33 protein-coding genes are annotated in these 25,248 nt (G+C 51.6%); 6 read left to right on the top strand and 27 right to left on the bottom strand.

What is annotated here, in order from left to right:
• Nucleotides 1-49 precede the first annotated feature (49 nt).
• The 11 genes from accC to ACX93W_RS01480 form a co-directional block, all read right to left on the bottom strand.
• Nucleotides 50-1,417: an acetyl-CoA carboxylase biotin carboxylase subunit gene (accC, locus tag ACX93W_RS01530; protein WP_459390558.1), complete on the bottom strand. Its 1,368-nt coding sequence runs from the start codon at nucleotides 1,415-1,417 to the stop codon at nucleotides 50-52.
• 51 nt (nucleotides 1,418-1,468) lie between these two features.
• Nucleotides 1,469-1,972: an acetyl-CoA carboxylase biotin carboxyl carrier protein gene (accB, locus tag ACX93W_RS01525; protein ID WP_459390557.1), complete on the bottom strand. Its 504-nt coding sequence runs from the start codon at nucleotides 1,970-1,972 to the stop codon at nucleotides 1,469-1,471.
• Nucleotides 1,973-2,226: 254 nt separating this feature from the next.
• Nucleotides 2,227-2,832, bottom strand: a complete 606-nt coding sequence (locus ACX93W_RS01520; RefSeq protein WP_459390556.1) for a SpoIIIAH-like family protein — start codon at nucleotides 2,830-2,832, stop codon at nucleotides 2,227-2,229.
• A 28-nt stretch (nucleotides 2,833-2,860) separates the two neighbouring features.
• On the bottom strand, nucleotides 2,861-3,490 hold the full coding sequence (spoIIIAG, locus tag ACX93W_RS01515; RefSeq protein ID WP_459390555.1) for a stage III sporulation protein AG: 630 nt from the start codon (nucleotides 3,488-3,490) through the stop codon (nucleotides 2,861-2,863).
• A gap of 32 nt (nucleotides 3,491-3,522) precedes the next feature.
• Entirely contained in the window at nucleotides 3,523-4,233 is a 711-nt protein-coding gene (gene spoIIIAF / locus ACX93W_RS01510) for a stage III sporulation protein AF (RefSeq protein WP_459390554.1), read from the bottom strand.
• Between the two features lie 26 nt (nucleotides 4,234-4,259).
• On the bottom strand, nucleotides 4,260-5,486 hold the full coding sequence (spoIIIAE, locus tag ACX93W_RS01505; protein WP_459390553.1) for a stage III sporulation protein AE: 1,227 nt from the start codon (nucleotides 5,484-5,486) through the stop codon (nucleotides 4,260-4,262).
• Between the two features lie 5 nt (nucleotides 5,487-5,491).
• Nucleotides 5,492-5,887 carry a stage III sporulation protein AD gene (spoIIIAD, locus tag ACX93W_RS01500; RefSeq protein ID WP_459390552.1) on the bottom strand — a complete coding sequence of 132 codons (396 nt, stop codon included), beginning with the start codon at nucleotides 5,885-5,887 and terminating at the stop codon, nucleotides 5,492-5,494.
• 9 nt (nucleotides 5,888-5,896) lie between these two features.
• The gene (spoIIIAC, locus tag ACX93W_RS01495) at nucleotides 5,897-6,100 is read right to left on the bottom strand and encodes a stage III sporulation protein AC (RefSeq protein ID WP_068686620.1); all 204 of its coding nucleotides are present in this window, start codon (nucleotides 6,098-6,100) and stop codon (nucleotides 5,897-5,899) included.
• Nucleotides 6,101-6,115: 15 nt separating this feature from the next.
• The gene (gene spoIIIAB, locus ACX93W_RS01490) at nucleotides 6,116-6,634 is read right to left on the bottom strand and encodes a stage III sporulation protein SpoIIIAB (RefSeq protein ID WP_459390551.1); all 519 of its coding nucleotides are present in this window, start codon (nucleotides 6,632-6,634) and stop codon (nucleotides 6,116-6,118) included.
• Nucleotides 6,631-7,665 (bottom strand): stage III sporulation protein AA, encoded by a 1,035-nt coding sequence (gene spoIIIAA, locus ACX93W_RS01485; protein WP_459390550.1) that lies wholly within the window; start codon nucleotides 7,663-7,665, stop codon nucleotides 6,631-6,633. The genes spoIIIAB and spoIIIAA overlap by 4 nt, the downstream gene beginning before the upstream one ends.
• Before the next feature lie 111 nt (nucleotides 7,666-7,776).
• A complete protein-coding gene (locus tag ACX93W_RS01480; RefSeq protein ID WP_459390549.1) occupies nucleotides 7,777-8,043 on the bottom strand; it encodes a YqhV family protein in 267 nt (88 codons plus the stop codon).
• A 128-nt stretch (nucleotides 8,044-8,171) separates the two neighbouring features.
• Here ACX93W_RS01480 and ACX93W_RS01475 point away from each other — a divergent pair, with 128 nt between their 5' ends.
• Complete coding sequence (locus ACX93W_RS01475) at nucleotides 8,172-8,924, top strand: 2-phosphosulfolactate phosphatase (protein ID WP_459390548.1); 753 nt, start codon at nucleotides 8,172-8,174, stop codon at nucleotides 8,922-8,924.
• 151 nt (nucleotides 8,925-9,075) lie between these two features.
• On the opposite strand, the gene ACX93W_RS01470 is transcribed toward ACX93W_RS01475, so the two are convergent.
• The 5 genes from ACX93W_RS01470 to ACX93W_RS01450 form a co-directional block, all read right to left on the bottom strand.
• Nucleotides 9,076-10,329, bottom strand: a complete 1,254-nt coding sequence (locus ACX93W_RS01470) for an aspartate kinase (RefSeq protein WP_459390547.1) — start codon at nucleotides 10,327-10,329, stop codon at nucleotides 9,076-9,078.
• Between the two features lie 137 nt (nucleotides 10,330-10,466).
• A complete protein-coding gene (gene efp, locus ACX93W_RS01465) occupies nucleotides 10,467-11,024 on the bottom strand; it encodes an elongation factor P (protein WP_459390546.1) in 558 nt (185 codons plus the stop codon).
• 27 nt (nucleotides 11,025-11,051) lie between these two features.
• The gene (locus tag ACX93W_RS01460) at nucleotides 11,052-12,125 is read right to left on the bottom strand and encodes a M24 family metallopeptidase (protein WP_459390545.1); all 1,074 of its coding nucleotides are present in this window, start codon (nucleotides 12,123-12,125) and stop codon (nucleotides 11,052-11,054) included.
• A 25-nt stretch (nucleotides 12,126-12,150) separates the two neighbouring features.
• Entirely contained in the window at nucleotides 12,151-12,588 is a 438-nt protein-coding gene (gene aroQ / locus ACX93W_RS01455; RefSeq protein WP_459390544.1) for a type II 3-dehydroquinate dehydratase, read from the bottom strand.
• A gap of 90 nt (nucleotides 12,589-12,678) precedes the next feature.
• Entirely contained in the window at nucleotides 12,679-13,173 is a 495-nt protein-coding gene (locus ACX93W_RS01450) for a YqhR family membrane protein (RefSeq protein WP_459390543.1), read from the bottom strand.
• Between the two features lie 179 nt (nucleotides 13,174-13,352).
• On the opposite strand from ACX93W_RS01450, the gene ACX93W_RS01445 reads away from it, so the two are divergent.
• Both ACX93W_RS01445 and ACX93W_RS01440 read left to right on the top strand, forming a co-directional pair.
• Complete coding sequence (locus ACX93W_RS01445; RefSeq protein WP_459390542.1) at nucleotides 13,353-14,339, top strand: DUF1385 domain-containing protein; 987 nt, start codon at nucleotides 13,353-13,355, stop codon at nucleotides 14,337-14,339.
• Between the two features lie 69 nt (nucleotides 14,340-14,408).
• Entirely contained in the window at nucleotides 14,409-14,702 is a 294-nt protein-coding gene (locus ACX93W_RS01440; protein WP_459390541.1) for a hypothetical protein, read from the top strand.
• 446 nt (nucleotides 14,703-15,148) lie between these two features.
• On the opposite strand, the gene mntR is transcribed toward ACX93W_RS01440, so the two are convergent.
• The 11 genes from mntR to ACX93W_RS01385 all read right to left on the bottom strand — a co-directional run bounded on the left by mntR (nucleotide 15,149) and on the right by ACX93W_RS01385 (nucleotide 23,943).
• Nucleotides 15,149-15,571, bottom strand: coding sequence for a transcriptional regulator MntR (gene mntR / locus ACX93W_RS01435; protein WP_459390540.1), 423 nt, complete (start codon nucleotides 15,569-15,571; stop codon nucleotides 15,149-15,151).
• A gap of 269 nt (nucleotides 15,572-15,840) precedes the next feature.
• Nucleotides 15,841-16,554 (bottom strand): cytochrome c biogenesis CcdA family protein, encoded by a 714-nt coding sequence (locus ACX93W_RS01430; RefSeq protein ID WP_459390539.1) that lies wholly within the window; start codon nucleotides 16,552-16,554, stop codon nucleotides 15,841-15,843.
• 48 nt (nucleotides 16,555-16,602) lie between these two features.
• The gene (locus tag ACX93W_RS01425) at nucleotides 16,603-17,412 is read right to left on the bottom strand and encodes a metal ABC transporter permease (RefSeq protein WP_459391980.1); all 810 of its coding nucleotides are present in this window, start codon (nucleotides 17,410-17,412) and stop codon (nucleotides 16,603-16,605) included.
• Nucleotides 17,393-18,223 (bottom strand): metal ABC transporter ATP-binding protein, encoded by an 831-nt coding sequence (locus tag ACX93W_RS01420; RefSeq protein WP_459390538.1) that lies wholly within the window; start codon nucleotides 18,221-18,223, stop codon nucleotides 17,393-17,395. Before ACX93W_RS01420 ends, ACX93W_RS01425 begins: the two co-directional genes overlap by 20 nt.
• A gap of 67 nt (nucleotides 18,224-18,290) precedes the next feature.
• Nucleotides 18,291-19,355 (bottom strand): metal ABC transporter solute-binding protein, Zn/Mn family, encoded by a 1,065-nt coding sequence (locus tag ACX93W_RS01415; RefSeq protein ID WP_459390537.1) that lies wholly within the window; start codon nucleotides 19,353-19,355, stop codon nucleotides 18,291-18,293.
• 186 nt (nucleotides 19,356-19,541) lie between these two features.
• Nucleotides 19,542-21,611 (bottom strand): methionine--tRNA ligase, encoded by a 2,070-nt coding sequence (gene metG, locus ACX93W_RS01410; RefSeq protein ID WP_459390536.1) that lies wholly within the window; start codon nucleotides 21,609-21,611, stop codon nucleotides 19,542-19,544.
• A 312-nt stretch (nucleotides 21,612-21,923) separates the two neighbouring features.
• Nucleotides 21,924-22,169, bottom strand: a complete 246-nt coding sequence (gene yidD, locus ACX93W_RS01405; protein ID WP_459391979.1) for a membrane protein insertion efficiency factor YidD — start codon at nucleotides 22,167-22,169, stop codon at nucleotides 21,924-21,926.
• A gap of 122 nt (nucleotides 22,170-22,291) precedes the next feature.
• Nucleotides 22,292-22,732 carry a Fur family transcriptional regulator gene (locus tag ACX93W_RS01400; RefSeq protein WP_459390535.1) on the bottom strand — a complete coding sequence of 147 codons (441 nt, stop codon included), beginning with the start codon at nucleotides 22,730-22,732 and terminating at the stop codon, nucleotides 22,292-22,294.
• Between the two features lie 76 nt (nucleotides 22,733-22,808).
• A complete protein-coding gene (locus ACX93W_RS01395; RefSeq protein WP_459390534.1) occupies nucleotides 22,809-23,033 on the bottom strand; it encodes a hypothetical protein in 225 nt (74 codons plus the stop codon).
• Between the two features lie 155 nt (nucleotides 23,034-23,188).
• Entirely contained in the window at nucleotides 23,189-23,389 is a 201-nt protein-coding gene (locus ACX93W_RS01390; RefSeq protein WP_459390533.1) for a hypothetical protein, read from the bottom strand.
• Nucleotides 23,390-23,514: 125 nt separating this feature from the next.
• Nucleotides 23,515-23,943 carry an Hsp20/alpha crystallin family protein gene (locus tag ACX93W_RS01385; RefSeq protein WP_459390532.1) on the bottom strand — a complete coding sequence of 143 codons (429 nt, stop codon included), beginning with the start codon at nucleotides 23,941-23,943 and terminating at the stop codon, nucleotides 23,515-23,517.
• Between the two features lie 139 nt (nucleotides 23,944-24,082).
• Between ACX93W_RS01385 and ACX93W_RS01380 the strand changes: the two genes are divergently transcribed.
• The 3 genes from ACX93W_RS01380 (at nucleotide 24,083) to gerPC (ending at nucleotide 25,243) form a co-directional block, all read left to right on the top strand.
• Nucleotides 24,083-24,316 (top strand): spore germination protein, encoded by a 234-nt coding sequence (locus ACX93W_RS01380; protein WP_459390531.1) that lies wholly within the window; start codon nucleotides 24,083-24,085, stop codon nucleotides 24,314-24,316.
• Nucleotides 24,313-24,516, top strand: coding sequence for a spore germination protein GerPB (locus tag ACX93W_RS01375; RefSeq protein WP_459390530.1), 204 nt, complete (start codon nucleotides 24,313-24,315; stop codon nucleotides 24,514-24,516). The genes ACX93W_RS01380 and ACX93W_RS01375 overlap by 4 nt, the downstream gene beginning before the upstream one ends.
• Before the next feature lie 70 nt (nucleotides 24,517-24,586).
• The gene (gene gerPC / locus ACX93W_RS01370; protein ID WP_459390529.1) at nucleotides 24,587-25,243 is read left to right on the top strand and encodes a spore germination protein GerPC; all 657 of its coding nucleotides are present in this window, start codon (nucleotides 24,587-24,589) and stop codon (nucleotides 25,241-25,243) included.
• The last annotated feature ends 5 nt before the right edge of the window (nucleotides 25,244-25,248 follow it).

Below are 25,248 nucleotides of genomic sequence, written 5' to 3'. Positions count from 1 at the left end.
CATCCTGCCGAAATTATGACAAACTCTGCCTGACAAGCTGCAAAATAATCTAATTTGCGTTCTCAGCAGAAGCATAAACATCATTTTCTTCCAGGAACTTAATGTCGAAGTCGCCTTCCACAAATTTGGGATGGTTAAGCAAACGCAAATGGAAAGGAATCGTTGTCCGGATGCCTTCGATCGCAAATTCAGCAAGCGCCCTCTTCATACGCGCGATTGCTTCCTCACGGGTAGGCGCCCAAACAATCAGCTTGGCGATCATGGAATCGTAATGCGGCGAAATCGTATACCCCGGGTACACGGCGCTGTCTACGCGAACGCCAATGCCGCCCGGCGGCAAATAAAACGGGATATTTCCGGGCGAAGGCATAAAGCCGCGCTCGGGATCCTCCGCATTGATTCTGCATTCGATCGACCAGCCGTTGATGGAGAGATCCTCCTGCTTAACGGAAAGCGGGTTGCCCTCCGCCACGCTGATCATTTCCTTGATGAGATCCACGTTCGTGATCATTTCGGTTACAGGATGCTCAACCTGAATCCGGGTGTTCATCTCCATAAAATAGAATTTGCCGTCTTCCCCGAGCAAAAACTCAAGCGTTCCGGCGCCAGCATATTGAACGGCCAAAGCCGCTCTTACCGCTGCTTGGCCCATGCTATCCCGAAGCTCTGGCGACAACACCGGACAAGGCGCTTCCTCCACAAGCTTCTGGCGTCTGCGCTGAACGGAGCAGTCGCGTTCGAACAGATGGACGGCATTGCCGTGTTTGTCCGCCATAATTTGAATTTCAACATGCTTCATGCCGGTCAAATATTTCTCAAGATAGACGCCGGCATTGCCAAACGCCTTTTGAGCTTCCTGTTGGGCCGTCGTAATCTGGCTGATCAGAGAATCTTCGTCCTCCGCGATGCGGATGCCTTTGCCGCCGCCGCCAGCTGTCGCTTTAATAATGACAGGGTACCCGATAGCGCGGGCCACCTCAATCGCTTCGTCCAAGTCCTCGACAAGGCCGTCCGATCCCGGAATAACAGGAACTTTGGCTTCTTTCATCGTCAACTTGGCTACAGCCTTGTCGCCCATCTTGCTGATGGCTTCAGGCGAAGGCCCGATAAATGCGATGTTGCAGGATTCGCAAATCTCCGCAAAATCGGCGTTTTCGGCCAGGAAGCCATAGCCGGGATGGATCGCGTCGCATTCCGTAATCGTAGCGATGCTCATGATATTGGTCAAATTCAAATAGCTGTCCTTGGAAGCCGTCGGACCAATGCAATACGCTTCATCAGCCAGGCGCACGTGCAAGGAATCACGGTCTGCCTCGGAATATACCGCGACCGTGCTAATGCCAAGCTCGCGGCAAGCGCGTATGATCCGCACCGCGATTTCACCGCGGTTTGCGATTAATATTTTCTGGAATTTCACGCAGGAACCCCTTTCAACAAACAGTTTTCCCATGCCGGGACAGAAAATAAATCAGTCTGCTTTGACCAGGAACAGCGGCTGGCCGTACTCCACCAGCTGGCCGTTGCTTACAAGAATCTCCACAATTTCGCCGTTAATTTCGGCTTCAAGCTCGTTCATAAGTTTCATGGCTTCCAAAATGCATACAACCGTTTTGCTGTTCACGCGGTCGCCAATTCCAACAAATGGACCTGCGTCCGGGGATGGGGAGCTGTAGAAGGTGCCTACCATCGGCGAAACGATTTGGTGCAAATCCGCAGCAGGGGTTTTCGCTACCGCCGCAGGTTCGCTAGCATCTGCTTGTCCAGTCTGCTGAAACACCGGTTGCTGTGGAACAGCCGTCAGCCCCGCTGACGGATATGTATGCGTAATTGGAGCTGCTTGTACGCTTACAACCTCGGTTTTGCCCGGCTTACGAATAAGCAGGCGAGCCCCTTCATTTTCGATTTCAACCTCTTGGAGAGATGATTGATCAACCAGTTTGATCAATTCTTTGATCTCGCTCAATTTGAACATGGACGTAATCACTCCTCTTCTTCACATAACGTTTAGTATTATAACACAAACCTTCGTGAACACGAACCATTTTTATTCAAAGTCCGTTCCAAGCCCGCCAGTGAAGGGTTCTCGGGTATTTTAGCTGCCCGAAACCCCGCTTTTCAAATGGCAAAAACTCCGGCTGCCTAAGGTATTCGCCTTAAGCAACCGGAGTCCTCTATATGGGATGCGCGATCAATGAATTGATGGTCAGCTGCGGACCCCCGCCAGCATTAAGGTTCCTGCACGAATTGTACGGTTACTTGGCTCGGTTTGACCTCAAGCCCCTTTAATACCTGCTCGATAATGCCAGCCGCCTCGCTTTTCTCCAGCTTTTGGCTGGTCACCACGACTTTGTAGCGGTCGTTTTCCTGCGAGATCAGCGCCATCTTGTATTGCTCCATCAAGGCAGACTCCAGTTCCTGAATGCGGGAGTTTTTGTCCTCCAGATTATCCATCTCGCTCCAGGCAGCCGTTGCGGCTTCGACATCATTGGAAACGTCGGCGATAATCGCCATAATCCGCTCTTCTTCCGCTTTGTTCTGCAATTCGCGTTTTGCCAGCAGTTCGCTGAACATGCCGCCCGCTGCAAATCCTTCACGCTCGAGCTGATCAAGAATTTCTTGATTGCGGGCAGTAATTTCCTCGCCAGCAGCCGCTTCCCCGTTAACGACCAGTCCGCCTTCGCCCGTTGCCTCCGTCACATTTTGAACCGGCGTTCCCGATTCCGTCAGTTTATCTGCGTCATCCAGGTCCTGCGTGAACAAATAATAGGCAGACAGCACCACCATCAAGCTCAGCATCGATACCAGCCATACCGTTTGTCTTTTCGTATTCATGTCAACAGCCTCCCCATTATTATAAAAATTATTGTTTGCTCGGCACAACCGATATCCGGTTGACCGGAACGCTTAAACCCTTCTCAACCGCATTAATGATCAGCCTCCGGACGGTCACATTTTCCGACCCTTTGGCGACAACCAGGATGCCGCGAATTCGCGGGCTTATCGTTTTCACCACAATCGGCTTTTGCTCGCCGGAAACCTCGTACAGCACCACCTGCCCGTCCTTGCTGACAGAGGTAATGTGTCTCGTTCCGCCGTTTTTGTCATTTTCATCGGTAGTAGACTGCGTCTCCTGTCTATTGCGTTCCACTACCACTTCTTCAGTTGATTCAACCGTTACCAAAACATCCACGCTCCCGACTCCCACGATTTTCTCCAAAATTTCCTTCAGCCTGGTTTCAAGCGTCCGTTCGATGCCTTCAAAAGGCGTCGCCGACGCTCCGCTGCTATTCCAGGCTTCAGTTACCTGGGGCAACTGATTAGGGTCTTGCGACGAAGGCTCCACATCCTTATAGGGTAAAAAGGAGTTCAGCAGCATTAGAGCAGCCCCGATTCCGCCTAAAATAAGCAGAATACGCAACGTTTTTACCCGTTTGGGGCCGCCCGGCCCTCCGCCAAACGCCGTCTCCAGCCCTTCCAGCCATTTCGCCATTCCCGCCATTCCCCTTCCCAGACTCCATTGCTTTATACACTGTCATTTAACCGGCGCACTTCGATGCTTTCGCGCTTGATGCCCCAAATTTGCCTCAGCATTCCCCAAACCTCCGGCATTTCCTGTTCCTTGAGCAACGTGTATTTGTTATTTTCATCGCCAGCGGCTTGGGACTTGCCCCCCGCTTCCTTAACAGGTTCTAATGTTACGCTGACAGAAACCGGTTCTACCGGGGCAATATTCCCTTCCACGCTTTTAGGCTTTGGCTTGGAGGGAGCTGCCAACGTAACCGTTACCTTGCCGATCACCGGGCTTTTTCCGCCTGTTCCCGAATCTTCCCACAACAGATCCACATCCACCTTTTCAACATCCAGATCCGCAACAATTGCCAACTGCTCCGTTATATCGCCTTCCATCGCTCTTTGTGTCATTCTGGCCGCTTCCAGGCTTCGCTGTTCCTGTAATTGGCTGGCCTTTTGCGTAATCTCCTCCAAGCTTGGCATTCCCGTATTTTTCTGAATGCTCCGCTCATCCCACAACATGATGCCCGCTTCCAGCCTGCCTCCGATATCCTCTTGCAGCAGCTTCAGCACAGGAGAAAGGATCGTGAGCAGAATAATGAGTCCAACCACCAGTCGGGCATACCGCTGCATCGCCTTGTTGGGCAGCAGCAGCTCCACGATGGCGGCCAGCAGAATAACGGCGACAATATCGCGCAGCCATTGGCTTAGCCAACCTATCACATTCAGCTCACCTCCTTTAAAATGCGCTACCGGACCATCAATGCCGCGTTGCCCGCAGTCAGAATGATGGTTACTGCCAGAAAAAACATCAGGCTTACCGCCGCAAGCGAAGCAAATACATAAACCATCGTTTTGCCGATCGTTTGCAGGCATTTGGCGATCGGAGATTCGCCAAGCGGCTGCATGACTGCCGCTGACACATGGTAGATCAATGCCAAGGTCAATATTTTGATAGCGGGAAAAGCGCTCAGGAAGAGCAAAATGATAACGCCGGCGAGCCCCACTGCGTTTTTGGCCAGCATGGATGCGGAGATAACGGTATCCGCCGCATCGGAGAACATCCGCCCCACCACCGGAACGAAATTGCCTGTCACGAATTTAGCCGTCCGCAGCGTTACCCCATCCGTGACCGCGCCTGTCGCGCCCTGAACGGAGATGACCCCCAGAAAAATCGTTACCAGCACGCCGAGCGCGCCAACCGCTATTGTTCTTAACAAATTCGCCAGCTGGGTAACCTTGAATTTGTCGCTCAATGCGCTGGCAATATGCAAAACCGCCGAAAAAAACAACAGCGGGAAAACAAACATATAAATCACCGTACCCACCGCATGAATCATAAAAACGATAAGCGGATGAAGCACCGACACCGTAACCAGGCTTCCCATCGACGCCAGAAGCGTAAGCAGCAGGGGGACCATGGCCAGCATAAAGGAGATCATGCCCGTTATGGCATCCCTTGCATAGCCGATCGCTACATTAAAACTATTGACCGCTATGATCAGCAGCACCATATACGTGATGGCGTAAGCGACTTTGCTGGTCGTATTTCGTTCGAAAGCGGACTGGAGATTTTCCAGCACCATACTGAACACCGCAAGCATCACGATCGTTACCAGCAATTTCCCGTTATACAACACTTCATGCCACATAAACCGCAGCAGCGCCGTCAAACTGTCACCAAGCCCAATTCCGCCGCCTGGAAGAATCATGTCGGACAAGGTTGGAACCTGTCCCTCCGGAAAGTACCCTCCATACGTCTTCCGCAGCCCATCCCAATATTGCTCCACGCCGTCGGTGCCCAGATCCGTCAATTGCTCCCCCGACAACTGCTGCAGCAGCTCGCTGTTATCCACGCCAGAGGTTTGCCCGGAAGGCGCGGCATTCGCCACCGACGCCCATTGGAGCAGGAAAGCGGTAAACAAGAGAATCAGCAGCAGCCTGGTTCTCTCCCGCTCCGTGCGGGCTTCCCTCATAGTTTTCAGCTCCCCGCCGGCAGCAGGCCGATTACTGTCTCTACAATAACGCTGATAATTGGTATAGCCATGACGAGAATAAAAACCTTGCCGGCAAATTCGATTTTGGAAGCGATGCTTTCTTGCCCCGCATCCCTCACAATTTGTGCGCCAAACTCTGCAATATAGGCAATCCCGATTATTTTCAACACCGTCTTGAGATAAATGGAAGGAATACCGGATCGGTTCGCCAAATCCTCCAGCACCGTTATGACCGACTCGATTTTTCCGATAACGTACAGGAAGATGAACAATCCGGTAAATGCCGCCAGAAGAAAAGCAAACATCGGCTTTTGCTCCCGGACCACCAGGATGAGCACAGTCGCCATCAGGCCAAGTCCGACGATTTGAATCATGTCCACCGCATTCACCTACTGAAACAGAAAAATCGTTTTGATCTCCTGGAATAGCTCGTTAAGCAGCCGCACCACCATAAACAGAACAACAACAAATCCGATAACCGTTACCCAATGCGCCATATCCTCCTTGCCCATCTGCTTAAGCACGGAATGGATCATTGCGATAATGATGCCGATCCCGGCAATTTGGAAGATGGCGCTAACGTCGATATTCATAAGCAGGGCACCCTCTTACACCATCAAAATGACGATCAGCACGGCGAGCAGCACGCCAAGGCTTTTCCACATTTTTTCGTATCTCGCCTGATCGTCTCTTGCACTTTCCTCTTCCGCCTTTAATTGCGACAAGGCCAGCTTGAGATGTTTGCTTTGATCCTCCTTGTCGCTAATGCCAAGCGTTGTGCCCAGCCTCAGCCAAACCGCCCGTTCTCCTCCGGTCATTACCGTATTTCGCCATTCATCAGCCACAGCGCGTTCCCAGCTTTCCTGAAAAGAAAGCCCCGCTTCTCCGCTAATGCCTTGCGCGGCCTTCCTCAATATGGCTGCAATCGGCTCCGGCGCGGCATCGGCGGTGCGGACCAGCGCTTCGGGAAGCGGCGTGTGGCCGTAGCTAATTTCCGTCTCCAGCCGCTGAAGCGCATGCGCCGCGCTGCGCAGCTGCCGGGGCCGCTCTGCAAATCTTGAAGCCTGCTGAAAGCCGATCAGCGTACCCGCAACCAGAATCAATACGGCGCCCAGAAGCTTAATCATGGCCCTCCCGCCCTAGCCAAATGTTCACCGGCAAGGCTGCTCCAGCCGTTGGCGGGGTTCAAACCACCTGGCGGGCTTCCCCGCTGCTGAAGCTGGATGACTCGATGCATGACGCCGTCTGGCGTACGCCGCAGCTCCACGATTTGCGAAAACGCGCCTTGCTCCAGCAATTTCAGAAGCTCGGGACGGCCTCTGGCATCGCTAAGATCAAAAGCATGGGCGGTTGCAATGACGCTGACTCCCGCATGGCTGGCTTCCGTTATGGCTGCCCCGTCCTCCGGGCGTCCGATCTCGTCCGCAATGAGAACCTCAGGCGACATGGAGCGGAGCAGCATCATCATCCCTTCCGCTTTTGGGCATGCATCCATTACGTCGCTTCGCGGGCCAACGTCAAAGGTTGGCACCCCTCTGACGCAAGCCGCGATTTCGGAACGCTCGTCCACAATGCCGACCTTTCTGCCCCTTCGACAACTGGCATCGCTGCCCTTCCAGAATCCGTAGCTTAATGACCGGGCAATATCGCGAACCAGCGTTGTTTTTCCTTGCTGCGGCGGAGCCAACAGAAGAGTTGAATAAATTCTGTCGCGTTTGCGATCCATCAGCTTGGGCATAAGGTACGATGCCGCCCCGATTCGTTCCCGGGCGATCCGAACATTGAATCCTCCGATATCCCGAATGCCCCTAACCGCTCCGCCTTCCAGAATGGTGCGGCCGGCTAGTCCGATACGATGTCCTCCAGCTACCGTAATGTAGCCGCGCCGGAGCTCTTCTTCCATTGCGTAAAGCGAATAATTCGTTATTTTTTCCAGCAGCTTGCGGCATTGCTCGGCAGAAGGCCTGTAAGCGCCGTCCGGCTCCTGAACCAGACAACCGTCCGTGGCGACGAAACGGGATCCGCCGCCGCTGGATATTTCAAGCGGACGATCCTCCCTGATACGTATTTCCTCAAGACTCTCCAGCGACTCCTGCGGCATCCTCTCAAGCAAGCCCCGAATATCTAGCGGCAGCAATTGAAATACGTGTGTCAGCATGACTCCATCACCCCCGGCAGTTTGTCCTTTGTCGTTACATATGTATGCTTGTCTTGCAAAATTATGTCCATGGACCGCAGTTTGATAGATTCGTTTTCATTTCAGGGGCGCTTATTTTTTCAAAATGCCGATCATCAGGCAAACGACGCCGACGGCAACCCAGGCGAATTTGGACGGAGACAGCTTGTCAGATAAGCCAACAAGGCCAATAGTTGTAGTGGCAATTAAGACAAGCGGCCCCGCCAGCGCCAAGGATGAGTTAACGATCAACGCCTTTTCGATATTGTTGAACCTGAGCATCAGCAGCGCCGCCGCGATTTCCAGGCTGCCCGACAACAGTCGAAGCATAGCCATACCCAATACGATTTTGCTCAGCATTTCCGTTCCTCCCGTCTGCTTCTCTTTCCCAACTATATGCGGTCTTGTCCTGTTTTCATGACGGACACATGACGGACGGCCCCCGCATATAATGAAAAAGCAGCAGAAGAAGAAATGGGGATTAGGACATGCAGGTCGAGGTTATTTCCAGCGTTAACGAAGCCTGCTCCGGCAAGCTTCAGCACCGAACGGCCATTGTGGTTGACGTCCTGCGCGCAACCACCACCATAGCAGCCGCTTTGGCTGCGGGGGCGTCCTGCGTCATTCCGGCGGAAACCGTGCAGGATGCCAAACGTTTAATAAAGGAAGGAGATCTTGCAGGAGGGGATCGCTTCTGCCGACAAATTTCGGGATTTTCCTATGGCAACTCCCCGGGGCAATACAGCGGTGAGCAAATAGCTGGCAAACGGGTTGTATTAACAACGTCCAACGGCACCAGAGCTTTATGCAAAGCGGTGAAAGCCGAGCATGTCATTGCGGCCAGCCTGCTTAACGCAGAAGCTTGCGCGCAGCTGGCTTTGGAGCTGCGGCGCGATATCGTGATCCTGTGCGCTGGCAGTCACGACAGCTTTGCGCTGGAGGATGGCTTATGCGCCGGATTGCTGCTGCACAACATGCGGCAGCTTGATCGCTCAGGCATACTGCAGGCCGATGATTTTGGCATAGCCATGGAATCACTGTACCTGGACAAAGCCAATGCGATTCAGGAAACCTTGGCACGCAGCCAAACAGGCAAAAAGCTGATTCGCCTGGGTCTGCGCGAAGACATTGCCTGCTGCAGCCAAGTCAATGTTATGGGCGCTGTTCCGTACTTAAGCGGCGGAAGCTTGATCCAGCGGTTTCCGAGGACATTTGCGGAGACTGCCGCACCACTCTGCTAAGACGCAGCAGGTGGCGATAAGCCGGTCAAAGACGCCCTTAAGCGGGGTTAAAGACACTCACCGGCCTCAAGACCACTCTTACTCCAACGCAAAAATGCCCCTTAGGCTCCAATCGGAGACTAAGGGGCATTTCCTCATTAATATAACTACATTATCTGCGCTCGGACGGACCGCCGACGAAAGCTTGCTCGGCAGTGTCAAGACCGTAAGCTGTATGAAGGGCAATGACCACTTCATTCAGCTTTTCCGAAGCAATAACGCAAGACACTTTGATTTCAGAGGTGCTGACCATTTTGATGCTGACATCCAGATTGGATATGGTCTCAAACATGGTAGCCGCAACACCGTGATTGCTGACCATGCCGGCGCCAACGATGGAAACCTTCACCAGGCCGCCTTCAGAGGTCGTTTCACGGTAAGGAACCGTATCACGGATGGATTCGATAGTGGAAATAGCCTTTTCGCGATCATCGCCGGACACTGTAAAGGAAAAGTCGGCTTTGCCGCCTTCAACGCCGCTTTGAACAATAATATCAACGTTGACGCCGCGATCCGCCAAAGCGCCGAATACATGAGCCAATACGCCAGGCTCGTCCTCAACGCCCATAATGCTAATTCTGGCCACGTTTTTTTCAAAAGCAATTCCGCTAACAACGACGCCTTGCTCCATATTTGCTTCCTCCTTCACAATGGTCCCTTCATTTTGGGTAAAGCTGGAACGCACAACAAGCTTTACGCTGTAATGCTTGGCGTATTCTACCGCGCGCGGATGAAGAACCGCCGCACCAAGATGAGCCAGCTCAAGCATTTCATCATACGAAATTTCGTTCAGCTTGCGGGCATTTTTGACGATACGGGGATCGGTGGAATAAATGCCGTCCACATCCGTGTAAATTTCGCATAGATCGGCCTTGATCGCCGCCGCCAGCGCTACGGCCGTCGTATCGGAGCCGCCTCGTCCCAGCGTCGTAATTTGTCCGTTTTCGTCGCTTCCCTGGAAGCCTGCCACGACGGCAACGTTGCCGTCCGTGAGCGCCTGGCGAAGTTTCTGCGGATCAATATCGGTAATTTTGGCTTTACCGTGTACATGATCCGTCTGGATGCCGGCTTGCCAGCCAGTAAACGACATGGCTTTACCGCCTAATCCATGAATCGTCATGGACAAAAGCGCAATCGATATTTGTTCGCCGACGGTGAGCAGCATATCCATCTCCCGCGCCGGCGGATTGGGATTCAGCTTTTTAGACTGATCGATCAGGTCGTCCGTTGTATCTCCCATTGCAGACACTACCACAATAATATCGTGGCCTTCCGACTGTCGATCAATAATACGTTTTGCAACTCTTTCCATTCTTTCCGGCGTCCCTACGGAACTGCCGCCAAACTTCATCACGATCAAAGACAAAGCGGTCTCACTCCCTAAGCCCTGACATATACATACAAGATCGTATTATATCACAATTAAGCTTGTCTTGGGTATAAATCAATTTTATAAGCGCAACAAAAAACCGCCCGATCGTTATCGGACGGCATTGAATCATTCTATGCGCGGGAAATGTATTTGCCTTCGCGCGTGTCGATCAGCAATACATCGCCTTCGTTGATGAACAAAGGAACTTGAACGTTCAGGCCGGTTTCCACTTTGGCGAATTTGGTTGCGCCTTGTGCCGTGTTGCCTTTAACGCCTGGCTCGGTTTCCGTAACCGTGAGCTCCACGCTGTTTGGCATTTGAATGCCCAGAATTTCGCCTTGGTAGCTTGTAATGTTCACGGTCATATTTTCCTTCAGGAAGTTGACTTCCCACTCCAGCTGCTTTTTGTCCAGGCTGAACTGGTCGAACGTTTCGTTATCCATAAAGGAATATTCGGAACCGGAATTGTACAGATATTGCACGGCGCGGTTTTCGATCAAAGCGCGGCCGATTGTTTCGCCGGCGCGGAACGTTTTTTCCACAACGTTGCCGTTGCGCAGGTTTTTCAGCTTGGAGCGGACAAACGCAGCTCCCTTGCCCGGTTTAACGTGTTGAAAATCCAATACGGTGAAAATATCGTTGTCTACTTGTACGGTCAAACCTGTCTTAAAATCGTTAACTGAAATCATTGCTGATTCCCTCCTGAGTGATGATTCCTATCCCAGAGTAATAAGCTCTTTCGGGGATGAGGTTAATATTTTAATACCGGTTTCCGTAATAACGATGTCGTCTTCAATCCTTACGCCGCCAAAGCCGGGAAGGTATATGCCAGGCTCCACCGTTACAACCATGCCGGGGGTTAAAATCGTGTCGCTAAGACGAGACAGCCGCGGCGCTTCGTGCACTTCCATGCCAAGGCCGTGACCGGTGCTGTGGCCAAAGTTGTCGCCGTATCCATACCGCGTAATGATATCGCGCGCAAGCGCGTCGGCTTCCATGCCCGTCATGCCCGGTTTGATATTCTCCAGCGCATGAAGCTGCGCTTCCAGCACAATGTTGTAAATTTCGAGATGCCTGTCGCTTGGTTTTCCAACAACCACAGTCCGGGTAATATCAGAGCAGTAGCTGTTGTATAAAGCTCCAAAATCCAGTTTGACGAATTCATTGTTACCGATGGTGCGATCGCTGGCTACGCCATGAGGCAGCGCAGAACGTTCGCCGGAGGCCACAATTGTATCAAAGGATGAGCTCGTTGCGCCGTTGCTGCGCATGAACACTTCCATCTCAAGCGCCACATCGCTTTCGCGAATGCCTGGCGCAATGATTCCGCAAATATGCTTGAAGGTGCGGTCGGCCAAATCGGCTGCTTCCTGCATAACCGAAAGTTCCGCTTCGTCCTTGAACATGCGCAGATTCTCCACAAGACCAGCACAAGGGGCAAGCTTTACGCCTTGCAGCACATTGCTCCAGGAAAGATATTCGGCATAGGTCACATGATCCTGCTCAAAAGCAAGGCTAGATACGCCTTCGGCCTTCAAAATGTCCAGCACGTTTTTAAGCGGGCTTGTGCCATGCTCCACAATTTCAAAACCGGCCGCCTGGCTTGCGGCCTGCACCGTGTATCGAAAATCCGTCAGCAACATGCTTTTTGACGCTGTAATCAGCACAAACCCGGACGAACCCGAAAATCCGCTTATGTATTGCCGGTTGTACTGACTTCCAATCAGCAAGGCCTCAAACCCCGCTTCGTTCATTGCCGAGCGCAGTTTTTCCACTCGTTTCATTGTCATTCTCAGTCTCTCCTTAGAAGCCGGATTATTCCTGAAGCCGCAAATGCAGCGCCTCCAGCGCCAGCACATAGCCATGTGCTCCGAAGCCGGCAATTTGTCCCACAGCAACGGGAGCTACGACCGATACATGGCGGAATGCCTCCCGCTTATGGATATTGGACAGATGCACTTCCGCTATGGGCAGCGCAACGGCCGAAAGCGCGTCGCGAATGGCATAGCTGTAATGTGTCCATGCGCCGGGGTTGATGATGATGGCGTCTTCCTTGCCGTAAGCGGCATGAATCCGATCGATCATTTCGCCCTCGTGATTGCTCTGGAAGAAGGACACCTCAATCCCAAGTTCTTCAGCTTTGGCGGAAATCAGTGCTTCTATGGAAGCAAGACTTTCGCTTCCGTATACACCGGGTTCCCGGATGCCAAGCATATTCAAATTGGGTCCGTTTAAAACTGCGATTTTGCTCACACTTGTCCCTCCCAGGCTTCTACGCTCGACTTCTCCCCGAATCATTAGACATTTTACCACAAATGGCAGTACCTTGAGAAGCAGCAACTATTATCTCGCGCCAAGCGGTTCTCGCGATGCTTCATCCGTAAACTCAAAAGCGATGGAATAGCCGATAAACAATCCCCATAGCAGAAAGACACAAAACTCGGTAATGAGACTGCTCCAGCCAATTACATTGATTTTTTCCATCATGCCGAGAAGCGGGCCAATAACGGCTGCAATCAACCCCCAGACCGCTCCATAAATTAGGCCGGGCCATGGCCCGCGCAGCCTTCCCAATACTGCCTGATAGAGAAGCGCCGCAACGGCGGAGAACAGAATGTAAGATCCAAGGCCAGTCACGATGCCCCATATCGTATGCAGATAATTGTGGCGAAAAAAAGGCTCAAGCAGAAAACCCGGCATCACCGCCGTAAACTTCATTTCATATAAGGCCCAGCGCAGCACGCCTCCGAACAATCCCGCAAACAGTCCGATCTTCAGGCTGAACCATACGGGATTTGTCCCGCCTTTCATAGCTTCCCCGCCTTTTTGTTCCTTCATCTCAAATGCTCCTTCAACATACAAATTTACAGCTCTGCCTTTAGTATGACGTTTTGAAGCTTTTCATAATCGCACAAACCAGTCTGCCGGCTTCCTCTCCCGCTCCGTTGGCAAACCTCCGCCATTTCAAGTACAATAAGAGGAAACCAATATCGAACGATTAGGATGGTGACACGCACTTGCCTCAGGAATCCAGAAACATTTACGGCGGACAAGCCGTTATCGAAGGCGTCATGTTTGCCGGCAAACATGTCAACGTCACGGCTGTTCGCCGAAAAAATGAAGAAATCCAATATTATGAAGTGCCGCGAACCTCAAAAAGCTGGGTTAAGCCGCTCAAAAAAATTCCGCTGCTGCGCGGCGTTGTTGGCATAATCGAGTCCAGCGCCAAAGGTTCTCAGCATTTGAACTTTTCAATGGAAGCTTATGCGGAGGACGAAACGGAAGAAGATGCGGCCAAAAACGGAACCAAACCCGTCGAGACGCCTAAGCCGGAAAAGAAAAGCGGCTTCAGCTTGGGCATGGTTGTCAGCGTTGCAGTTGCAGGCGTTTTGTCTTTTATTTTCGGCAAACTGATTTTCACCGCCGCTCCAGCGGCTTTGGAGGAAATGCTTTTTAAAGGTTTGTTCGAAAGCTCTATTGGTCATAATTTGCTGGAAGGCCTTATAAAAATCATATTATTGTTGTGTTACCTCTACTTCATTTCCTTGACTCCGCTTATCAAACGCCTGTTTCAATACCATGGCGCCGAACATAAGGTGATTAGCGCTTACGAGGCGGGAGAAGAATTGACGGTTGCCAACGTACAAAAGTACAGCAGACTGCATTATCGGTGCGGATCCAGCTTTATTGTATTTACGGTTATAGTCGGCGTTGTTCTTTATTCCTTGCCCATCTTCGTTTGGCAAGGATTGTGGGACCGCATTCTGATTCGGATCGCGCTCCTTCCGGTCGTACTGGGCATCTCCTATGAGGTGCTGCGCTTCACCAACGCCCTGCGCGACATTCCCGTGCTCCGTTTCCTTGGTTATCCTGGGCTGTGGCTTCAATTGCTAACGACAAAGGAGCCTAATAACGAGCAAGTTGAAGTTTCCATCGCCTCCTTCAAGCGGATGCTGGAATTGGACCGCAAGCTTGGAGAGTCGGCAGACATTAAGGCAAGCTAAACAACGTGCCGGCGCGCAAAGCCGGCCAAAGCTATCGGCTCCATTTTTGGAGAGAAAGGTGTGACATCCATGAAAAAATTTAAAGGCATATCGGTTCTTGAGATGGTGTTGCTTGTGCTTATGGTTGTCGGATTATTCATAAGTCTCAAAAGCTTGTGGCTTCCGATTGTCATTATTGGCGGCATTTTTCTTCTTTACAAGTTTCCGCCGTCCTTTCTCCGAAAAGAGCGTGGAGGGCGCGCCCAGGTAACGCAAAAACCGTCATCGAGCAAAACACGCAGAGACCGTCCGCGTTCCAAAACCGTCCCTTTTCGTGTTATTGAAGGTGGCAAAGATGACGACGAAACACCCAAATACCACTAAAAGGTAGTTCAAAAAGTCCGCTTCCCATTGCGTGACATGACTAGCGTCATGGTCGGCGTCGAATATGGCATTCAGCCGAAATCTCCGGTCCTCTCGTAGCTACCACTACGCTCCGGTCCTCGATTTCTAGCTTCTTGCCATCTTTTTGGCACTGATAACCGAACTTTTTGAACCTTCATTTTATGAGGCAGTTCAAAAAGTTCGCTTCCCATTGCGGGGCTTGACTAGCGTCATGGTCGGCGTCGAATATGGCATTCAGCCGAAATCTCCGGTCCTCTCGTAGCTACCACTACGCTCCGGTCCTCGATTTCTAGCTTCTTGCCATCTTCTTGGCACTGATAACCGAACTTTTTGAACCTTCATTTGAAAGCTGTGGAAAATATAAAGAGCAAGTCATCAAGGCTTCGACCTTGACGACCTGCTCTTTCTTTTGATGCTTATTTGTTTTAGTCGCTTTCCATCTCTGTGCGAATCGCTTTCAGCTCCTGGATTCGGCCGCTGTCGCGCTTAAAATATTCAACCAGCGTTTCAATGCAGGTAATGGAATCCCAGCTCAAGTGATGCTCGATGCCTTCGACATCCTTGTAGATGTTTTCCTCCTGTACGCCAATCGCCGTCAAAAATTCCTCCAGCAGATGATGCCGTTCCATCAACCGCTTGCCCATTTTTTTACCTTTATTGGTCAGGACGAGTCCACGGTATTTCTCGTAAATTAAATAATTGTCCTTGTCCAGCTTCTGGATCATTTTCGTAACCGACGAGGGATGAACCTCCAGTCCTTCGGCAATATCCGATACCCTGGCGTACCCCTTCTCCTCAATCAGCTTATAAATGCGTTCCAAGTAGTCTTCCATGCTCGGAGTCGGCACCTTAGAACCCCCCAACCTTGCTTCTTCACCTATAATCCAGGCGTTGCTCTGGGGCGTGTCTTAAAACCCTCTCAAGGGCAGCTAGCGCCGCCTTTTCGCCCTCTGCTGCGTTACTTTTCCTGGACTTACCTCCGGTAAACCTGCGAAAAAGCGCCTTGCATAGAACAAAAATTCGGCAACATCTGCTCCCTAAGCGTTTCAAGACACCCCCTGGTCACTCTAAGTATCATACACCTTGCGCAAGCCCGTCTGCAAGCTTGAAGACGTAATTAAAACTTCAGCCATTCAGGCGTCAGCCCGTTCAGCCATATCGTAATTTGCGTCATTTGGTCGGTAAACAGCATAATTCCCATCAAAATCATAATGACCCCGCCAATCTTCATGACGATCGACGAATAGCGCAAAATCCAGCGTGCCGTTCCCAGAAAAAAGGCCAGGACAAAAAAGGGAACCGCAAATCCGATGGCATAAGCTGTCGTCAAACCAAACCAGGTTCCAGGCTCCGAAGCGGCAAGCGCCAAAATTGCGGCCAAAGCCGGTCCCGTGCATGGCGTCCAGCCCGCCGAAAATCCGATGCCAAAAATAAAAGAGCTGACATAACTTGCTTTTTTGGGAATCAGATTAAACCGACGTTCCTTCATAAGAAGCCCCGGCTGAAAAATGCCAACCAGAAACAGTCCCATCAATACGATAAGAATGGCGGATAACTTGCGGATCAGCTCATTGTACTCTACTAATACCTCGCTGAATACATTGGCCCCGTAAGCAAGCGTGTAGTAAACCGTACTAAAGCCCAAAATAAAGAAAAACGTATGGCTCATCGTAATTAGCCGCTTCTGCTTGCCCAGTTGGGATTCCTTCAGCTCGGTAACGGAAATGCCGGTTATGTAAGAAAGATAAGACGGATACAGCGGCAGACAGCACGGAGATATAAATGAAGCAAAGCCCGCGCCAAGCGCCAGCCACATATTGATTTCATTCAATCCTCTTCACCTTCCTGTCAAAAAGATTGCCGGGCTGAAGCTCTGATGTCAGCCCGCTCTTCGAAATCCCTTGCGCAGCATAAGCAAAACCAGCAGCACTCCAATCAGCAGAAGCACGATCGTTCCGCCGGGAGCCAGATTCCATACGCCGGCTAACAGCAAACCCGCAATAACGGCAACCTCGCCAATGATCATTACGATGATGACGCTTTGGCGGAAGCTTCTTGCAACAACAAGACTGCATGCGGCCGGAATCGTCAACAGCGCGGAGACTAGCAAAGCGCCTACGATTTTGATCGCAGCGCTAATCACAAGGGCAGTCAGCACGCTGAACATAATATTGTAAAATCTCGTAGGCAGCCCGCCCACCGCCGCAGCTTCCTCGTCAAACGTCATCAGAAACAGTTCCTTCAATTGAAAGCCGATAATAACCAGCACGGCAATGGTAACGCCGCCGATCATGTACAAATCGCCGGTGCTAAGCGTATAGATGCTGCCGAACAAATAGCTGTTGACGTTCATTGAAAAGCTTTTGCCCCAGGTAAAGAGGATAGACGCCAGCGCGATACCGCCGGACATGATGATGGCAAGCGACAGCTCCGCATAGGTTTTATAAGCCTTACGCAGCTTCTCGATGGCAAAGGAAGCCGCAATTGCAAAAATAACGCCAGCCGCAAGCGGATAAAAGCCGATCAGCAGCCCAAGCGCTACGCCAGCGATTGCTACGTGGGACAATGTATCTCCAATCATCGACAAACGGCGCAGCACCAGAAACAACCCGATCAGAGGCGCGGTAATTCCGATAAATACGCCGCCGATCAACGCTCTCTGAAAAAATTCAAGCTCCAGTATCTCCAACAACCGAAACAACCTCTCTCCCGCTCTCCAATTGCTCTCGCAGCCCCTTGAGGCTATGCGCCAGATTGCTCTCCACACAATCCTGCGTTTCATGCGAATGCTTGATGTAAAAATTCAGCTTGCCCCAGCTTGAAGCAGGCTCCTGACCCAAATAACCTTTCACCATATCCATATCATGCGACACCATCAGAAACGTCATATTATGATGCTGGTGCATGTGTTTGATCATATGGAAAAAGCTCTGCTGCGTCTCGGCATCGATGCCTACCGTAGGCTCGTCCAAAATAAGCAAGGACGGATTATTGACAAGCGCTCTCGCCAAAAAGACACGCTGCTGCTGTCCGCCCGAAAGTTGTCCGATTTTTTTCTCCTTCAGATCCGATATTCCCATCGCATCCATGGCATCCAGCACTTTGGTGTGATGCCCCTTTGTCAAAAAGCGCAGAATCATCCCTCTCCCGTAAAGCCCGGAAGTGACCACTTCCTTGACCGTTGCGGGAAACTGGGGGTTAAAGCTGTTCCGCTGCGGCACATAGCCGATCCGGTTCCACTCTTTAAACTTGGCTATCGGTTCGCCAAAAAGCGTAATTTCTCCACTGCTTGGCTTGTGAAGGCCCGCAATCATGCGCAGCAGCGTTGTTTTGCCGGCGCCGTTTGTGCCGATCAAGCCGATAAAATCGCGTTCCTTAACGCTAAAAGTCACCCCGGAAAGCACCGGCTTCTGCTCGTAGGCAAATGAAACATTGCGAATGCCTATAACTTCCCGATGGCAGCTTGCTCCGTAATCCATATTTCCGCTCCCGTCCGGCATCTATAACTCACTCCCTGCAACAAAAACGGAGCTGATAGCAGCTCCGGTTCTGAGTTAATCGTCTTCTTTATTGTAATGCCTTCATCAAATTTTGCAAGTTGGTGTTCATTAAATGGATATAGGTTTCCCCTGCTTGCTCCTGTTCCTTGGTCAAACCTTCCAATGGATTCAGGACCATGGTGTCCACTCCTGCTTCGTTTGCCAGCATATTAGCCAGTTGATCGGAAACCAGCTCTTCAAAAAAGATATATTTTACGCCGTTTTCTTTTACGAATTTTGCGATTTTGGCGATGTCCTGAGCTCTTGGCTCGGCATCGGGGCTAAGCCCCATAATGCTGATTTGGTTCAAACCGTAGTCTCTAGCCAAATAACCGAACGCTTGGTGGGAAACAACCAGATTTTTTTGCGAAACGGTTGCCAACCCTTCCTCGTAAGCCTGGTCCAGCGATTCCAGCTTCTCTTTAACCAAGGCATATCCGCTTTCATAGTCTGCCGCATGGTCCGGGTCCGCTTCCGCCAGACTTTTTTTCACATTAGCCGCCAGCACCAGAGCCGATTTCGGGCTCACCCACGTGTGCGGGTCAGTGTCATGGGAATGACCATGCTCATCTTCCTCGTGGCTATGGCCGTCTTCCTCATGGTCATGTCCTTCCTCTTCGTGGCTATGCTCATCTTCTTGTCCGCTGATCAATTCAATGCCTGCGCTGGCTTCGGCTATAATCGCTTTGCTGTCGGCGGATACGCCCTTAAGGAAATCACCGATCCATACTTCCAGTCCCGCTCCATGGTACAGAAACAAGTCGGCTTGGGAAACCTGCACCAAATCCTGGCTTTTTGGCGTCCAGTCATGCGGCTCAATGCCAGCTGCAATCAGATTGGCCACTTCTACATGCTCGCCGCCAATTTCCGAAGCCAAATAATAGAGAGGATAAAAGCTGGTGACAACTTTAAGGCGTTCGGCGGGCGCAGCCGTTTCCTGTACCGGCTCTGACCCCGTTGCATTGCTTGGGGATACAGAAGGTGTGCCTCCATTGGTTCCGCTGTTGGAATTCCCGCTGCAAGCAGCTAATAAAAGCAGCAAAGACAATGCCGCGGCTGTTGCGACATGACGATAATGACGAATCTTGAACATATAGGGCTCTACCACTCTTTCTTTTTAGTAATCGTTACTATTACGTTTAGGATTATAAATCAAGCCCAGGTCCCTGTCAACCAAAAAAAGGCCTCTACCAATTTAATGTCCGTAAAAGAGGAACAAAAAAACCGCTTCCCCGAAAAGGAAGCGGCTGGCCGCAAGAACCGGCCGGTTGTTGCTTATTTATTTTACTATGGCGCCATTTGGCATTGTCTCAGGAACGGTAGCCAGCGTCAGCTGGTCGCCTTGCGATGCCGCCAGAATCATGCCTTGCGACCATTCGCCGCGCAACTTGACCGGCTTCAAATTGGTTACGCAAATCACTTTGCGCCCTACAAGATCTTCCGGCGTGTAATATTGGGCGATGCCGGACACGACCTGACGGCGCTCGTAGCCGAGATCAAGCTGCAGCTTCAGCAGCTTATTGGCTTTTGGCACCGGCTCTGCGGAAAGCACTTGGGCTACCCGCAGCTCTACTTTGGCAAAATCGTCGATGCCGATTTCTTCCTTGGTCTCCGGCTTTTCTACAGGATTTCCTTCGGCACCGTCAGCAGAAGCGCCGTCAGCGACAGGCGCTGCAGCAGACGCCGCAGGAGCGCCGCCTTTCATCGAGTTGGCGATATAAGTCGCCTCCTCCTCCATCTCCAGACGCGGGAACAGCGGCGCTCCTTTGATGACTGCCGTACCTCCCGGCAGCTTACCGAAGCTGCGCAGGCTTTCCCAGCTTGTCAGCTCGCCTTGCTCGAGGCCCAGCTGACGCCACATTTCATGCGGCGCATGCGTAAGAAACGGCTGCAGCAGAACGGAAATATAACGCAGCGCTTCCGCCAAATGATGCATAACGGATGCAAGCTCGCCTGCTTTGCTTTCGTCTTTTGCCAAGACCCACGGCTGCGTCTCATCAATGTATTTGTTGCAGCGGCTGACAAACTGCCATAACGCCGCAAGCGCAACGGAAAACTCCATGTTTTCCATATGGGCTTCCACTTGAGCGACGGTTTCTGCGGCCAGCTTTTCCAATGATTCGTCAAACGGCGTCACTGTTCCGGCGTAAGCAGGCACTGCTCCTCCGCAATATTTGTCGATCATCGCGACGGTACGGTTGAGCAGATTGCCCAGATCGTTAGCCAAGTCAAAGTTGATGCGCTCGACAAAATTATCCGGCGTAAAGGCGCCATCCGCGCCAAACGGCACTTCGCGAAGCAAATAATATCTCAACGCGTCCAGGCCGTAACGGTCGATGAGCACAACGGGATCGATAACGGTGCCTTTGGATTTTGACATTTTTCCTTCTTTGGTCAGCAGCCAGCCGTGGGCAAAAACCTTTTTCGGCAAAGGAAGGTCAAGAGCCATCAGCATAATCGGCCAATAGATGGTATGGAAACGGACGATTTCCTTACCAACCAGATGTACGTCTGCAGGCCAAAAGTTCCTGTATTTTTCGTCTCCGCCTTCGGCTCCATAACCAAGGGCCGTAATGTAGTTGGACAACGCGTCGATCCAGACGTAGATCACGTGTTTGGGATCTCCCGGCACCTTGATGCCCCAGTCGAAGGTTGTACGAGAAACGGCCAAATCCTCAAGGCCGGGTTTAATAAAGTTGTTGATCATTTCATTTTTGCGGGATTCCGGCTGGATAAAACCGGGATTTTCTTCATAATGCTGAAGCAGGCGGTCAGCGTATTTGCTCATCCGGAAGAAATAGCTCTCCTCTTTGACAAGCTCCACGGGTCTGCCGCAGTCCGGGCAATTGCCCTGGTCAAGCTGGCGCTCCAGGAAGAAAGATTCGCACGGCGTACAATACCAGCCTTCGTATTCGCCTTTGTAGATGTCGTCCTGCTCCAGCAGACGCTGGAATATTTTCTCGACCGATTTTTTATGGCGATCTTCGGTTGTACGGATAAAATCATCATTCGAAATTTCCAGCTTGTTCCACAAACTCTGAATGCCTACGACGATATCGTCAACAAACTGGAGCGGCGTTTTGTTTTTTTCTTGCGCTTTGCGTTCAATTTTTTGCCCATGCTCGTCCGTGCCGGTCAAAAACCAGACATCGTAGCCGCGCAGCCGCTTGTAGCGGGACATTGCGTCTCCGGCTACCGTGGTATAGGCATGCCCGATATGAAGATTGTCGCTGGGATAATAAATCGGCGTTGTTAAATAAAAGGTTTTTTTGTCCGTCATTCCTTTTTCCTCCTTTTTCTGAAAAACACAAAAAGCCCCCGTCCAACATGGGACGAGAGCTGCGCTCACGTGGTACCACCCAAATTCCGGCTCTCCGCCAACACAACCTTATCTGGTCGCAAGCTTGTAGAGATCCGCTTCATTTCCGCCCGTCGCATGGGGCGGCCTTCGCCGTTAACGCTGGCGCTGCGCCGCAGTCTTACTCCACTTGCTGCTCGAAAGCGGTGCCTCCCGGACCATATTCCAGCGCTTTTCCTTACCGGCTTCCACCCTCCTGCCCGGCTCTCTGTAAAGGTGCTTCGCTGTACTCATCCATTCTTCGGCAATTCACGATATGGTTAAAATATACTCAATTTTAACAAGCAATGTCAAGACGGCTGGTTACGTCAGCTTGTTTTCGCTTCGTGCGTCCAACCGCTCCGGTACGGGATCGAAGCCGCCAGGGTGAAAAGGGTGACAACGCGCGATACGGCGCGCGGCCAGCCACGACCCCCGGATCGGGCCATGGCGTTCAATCGCTTCAAGAGCATAAGCCGAGCAGGTGGGATAAAACCTGCAGGTCGGCGGCTTGAGCGGAGAGATAACCTTTCGGTAAAAATGAATCGGAGCTTGCGCCACGACCCTCATGACGCTGCGGCTTCGGTTCTCCGTATCCCGGTTTAAGCTCTGCCCGCTACTTTCACCCTCTTGCCTCTCCACGGTTTCAGCAGGCTCGGGCCCCGGTTCCTTTTTGTCTGATCCGGTCAAGGTCATGCTTTCCCCTCGGCACTTTGCTCTTCCTGAGAGCAGCTGTTGCAGTAGCCGAACACTTCAAATTTATGCTTCACCACGGTGAAATCTCCCGGAACCTTGGTTTGCTCCATCGGACAAAAGGTAATGGGAAGCGTGCGTCCGCATTGCAGGCAGATCATATGATGATGATGATGCGCCTCCCTGCAGTGCAGCTTGAATTTAACGCCGTCCTCGAACACTACCTGCTCCAGTACGCCAAGCTCCTCCATGACTCTCAAGTTGCGATAAACGGTATCAAAGCTTAAACCGCTGTACGTGCGGCCCATATAATCATAAACGTCTTTGGGAGAAAGATATCCCGGCGTGTCTGCGAACAGTCCGGCCAGCGTTCTGCGCTGATCCGTCACCCGCAATCCCTGGCTCGACATCACTCCAACGATTTCTTCAATGGTATGCATGGCCGTTCCTCCATATCTAAAGGTCTCTATCTTCATATTTTGCCGAAAAAAAAGACTCTCGTCAATGAGAGCCGCTTTAGCCGTTTACTGCCATATTCGTAACAAAGCTTGCCGCCATCCCCGCGAAGAGCAGAATCGCGCTGATGCCAGTCCATTTGCAGCGGGCTTTAAGCACTTTAAGCTGTGCGGCATCGACTCCTTGATGCTCCGCCATGGAATAGGCGCGCCTCATAAACAAATAGACGATAACCGAAGCTACAAAAAACAGATTCACCACAAACCAGACGCCTGTCCAGAACATGCCTACTCCCCCAGGATCACTATAAAATAATAGCTCAAAAAGTCCGCTTTTCAGTACCAAGAAGATGGGATATTTCGGCGGCTGAATTCCATATTCGACGCTGAACATGCCGCCAGACATGCTGCGTTATGGGAAGTGGACTTTTTGAACAACCTTTATAAGTACCATTTGTTTAAAATCCACATAAATACGGCAAAACTGACAACGGCTCCTCCAAAGCAAATCCAGCCGGATTTAAAATGCTGCTGGAACATGCGCAAAATGCCAAGGCTGAGCAGTCCGAAAATGAGCAGCAAAAACACGACCCCCAGAATAAACAATCCGGCGGAAACACTGCTAACGTCAACCAGCGACACGGACGACACTCCCTCTCCATCATTTCCCGATGGTTCTATATGACATTATACGGTAAACGCTTTACTTAATCCAGCCATTCGATAGTAAAACGCCATCTTTTTGTGATTGATCGCACACATTTGCGTTATCGCCAATCGATGCCGTGCTGGAATGCGGCAGTACGGCTGCGCCGCTTGCGCAGCTTAATGTGAAGCAATCCATTTGCCGAGTGCGCTCGGCATTGACGGGGAATGACGAGACAAGGAAGCTTGATATCAACCTTATTGCCTCCCTTTAAACCGCCAAGCCTTACCTTTCTTTCCGTTACATGCAGCGTAAGCCTATCTGGCTCGCAGGTTGAAGGCAGCTTCCATTCTATGTGTACAAAGTCACCCTTTACGGAAATTTCGGCGTTGTGGTTTCTGCCCATGACGCCAGCCGCTTCCGGCAAGCTTTTGGTCATCATATTGCGCACGAACCGCTCAACCCAATCCGGCTCCTTCAAAATATCCATGCCTTTGGGCAGCTGCTGCCGCTCCAGCCAGCGCTCCAGATCATCCCAGTTGGTCGACATCTCCATCCCCCGCTCCTTTTCCTTATTCCCATTCTATGCGCGTCGGGGATACCGGGACACTTGCCCGGCAAGACGGAACCCCCTGGGCGAATGCCGCATACAATGCAGCATATCGACGTCAATCAAAAGGGTGATGAAAATGCCGGCTGTTGTAGGGTTTGTTAAGCTGGTAAGCGTAGGTTCCGGCTCCGTCGTCCAATTCGGCGATACGGTTCAGGTGTCCCCCTCCAGCAATTCCAAAACCTATGCGGGTTCAGGTTCGTTTCTGACGGGAAGTCTGACCAATTCCAACAATGCGGTCAGCGCCACCAATACGGCCGATCCCGATGTGCAGGACAACACAAACGTAACTAGCGGAGCGAACATCGTATGAATTGGCATATTCAGCAGCATATTACCATTCATCAATTTCGGGTAGACAGCATCTCCAACAGCTCGGTGCTGCAGGTCGGAAGCTCCGGTTCCATCCGATCCTTGTCCCAGCTGTACAATACGGGCGGGTTTAAAGGGCCCGCCCCGCAGCTGGGCGAAGAAAGCCCGCTGTCCCTCGTGCCGCTGCCCAATCCCGCCTAAGCGCCTCCTGCTTTCATTTGGGGCTATCGATACTTTGTTTGCTTCGCAACTTTGGAGGAGGTGAGTTGTCTTGAAGGATGAAAGCGGCTTGTCGCCATGGCAGGCGTGGTCCCTTGAGGTTCAAACAAAGCTTGCGAAGCAGCAAGAGCAGATCGCCCAGCTTCAAGAGCTGACTGCCGGACTCGCCGGCAAACTGAAACAGCTCGAAAACAAGCCGACCTATCATATCGACAATATCCAGTACCATTTTGACCAGTTGAAGGTGGAGAAGCTGGAAGGTACACTGAACATCGGCATGACGGCTCCGGGAGCGGGGAATGGCGGGGAAGATGAAAGCATTGAGCAGTTGACTGTCGGCAAAAGCAATGTTTTTCCCTCCGCAAGCTCCTCCATTGAACCTCCGACCGACATGTTCCGGAGCATTTTAGACCGGCTAAGTCATTATTTGGACAATGACGCCCACCAGGCATTGCTGAATTATGGGAAACAGCACGGTTTAAGTCTGGACGACCGGCATAAAGAGCTGATTATCGAGGATGTCCGCAAGCAGCTGTCGCCGCGGATTCGCTATTATTTGACCCAGATGGAGCAAAACGGCGGCGAAAGCGCGGCTCCCTTCCCTCATCTGATAGCCGATACGGTTTATGAAAAAACGAAGCGCGATGCGGACGCCGCCATTATCAATTACATGTCGCAGGTTAAAACGGGGACAACAGGAGGCCAGTAACGGAA

Source organism: Paenibacillus sp. CAU 1782, from assembly GCF_054551715.1.
Note: the sequence above shows the minus strand (reverse complement) of the source record. Positions and strands in the feature narration are given on the sequence as shown.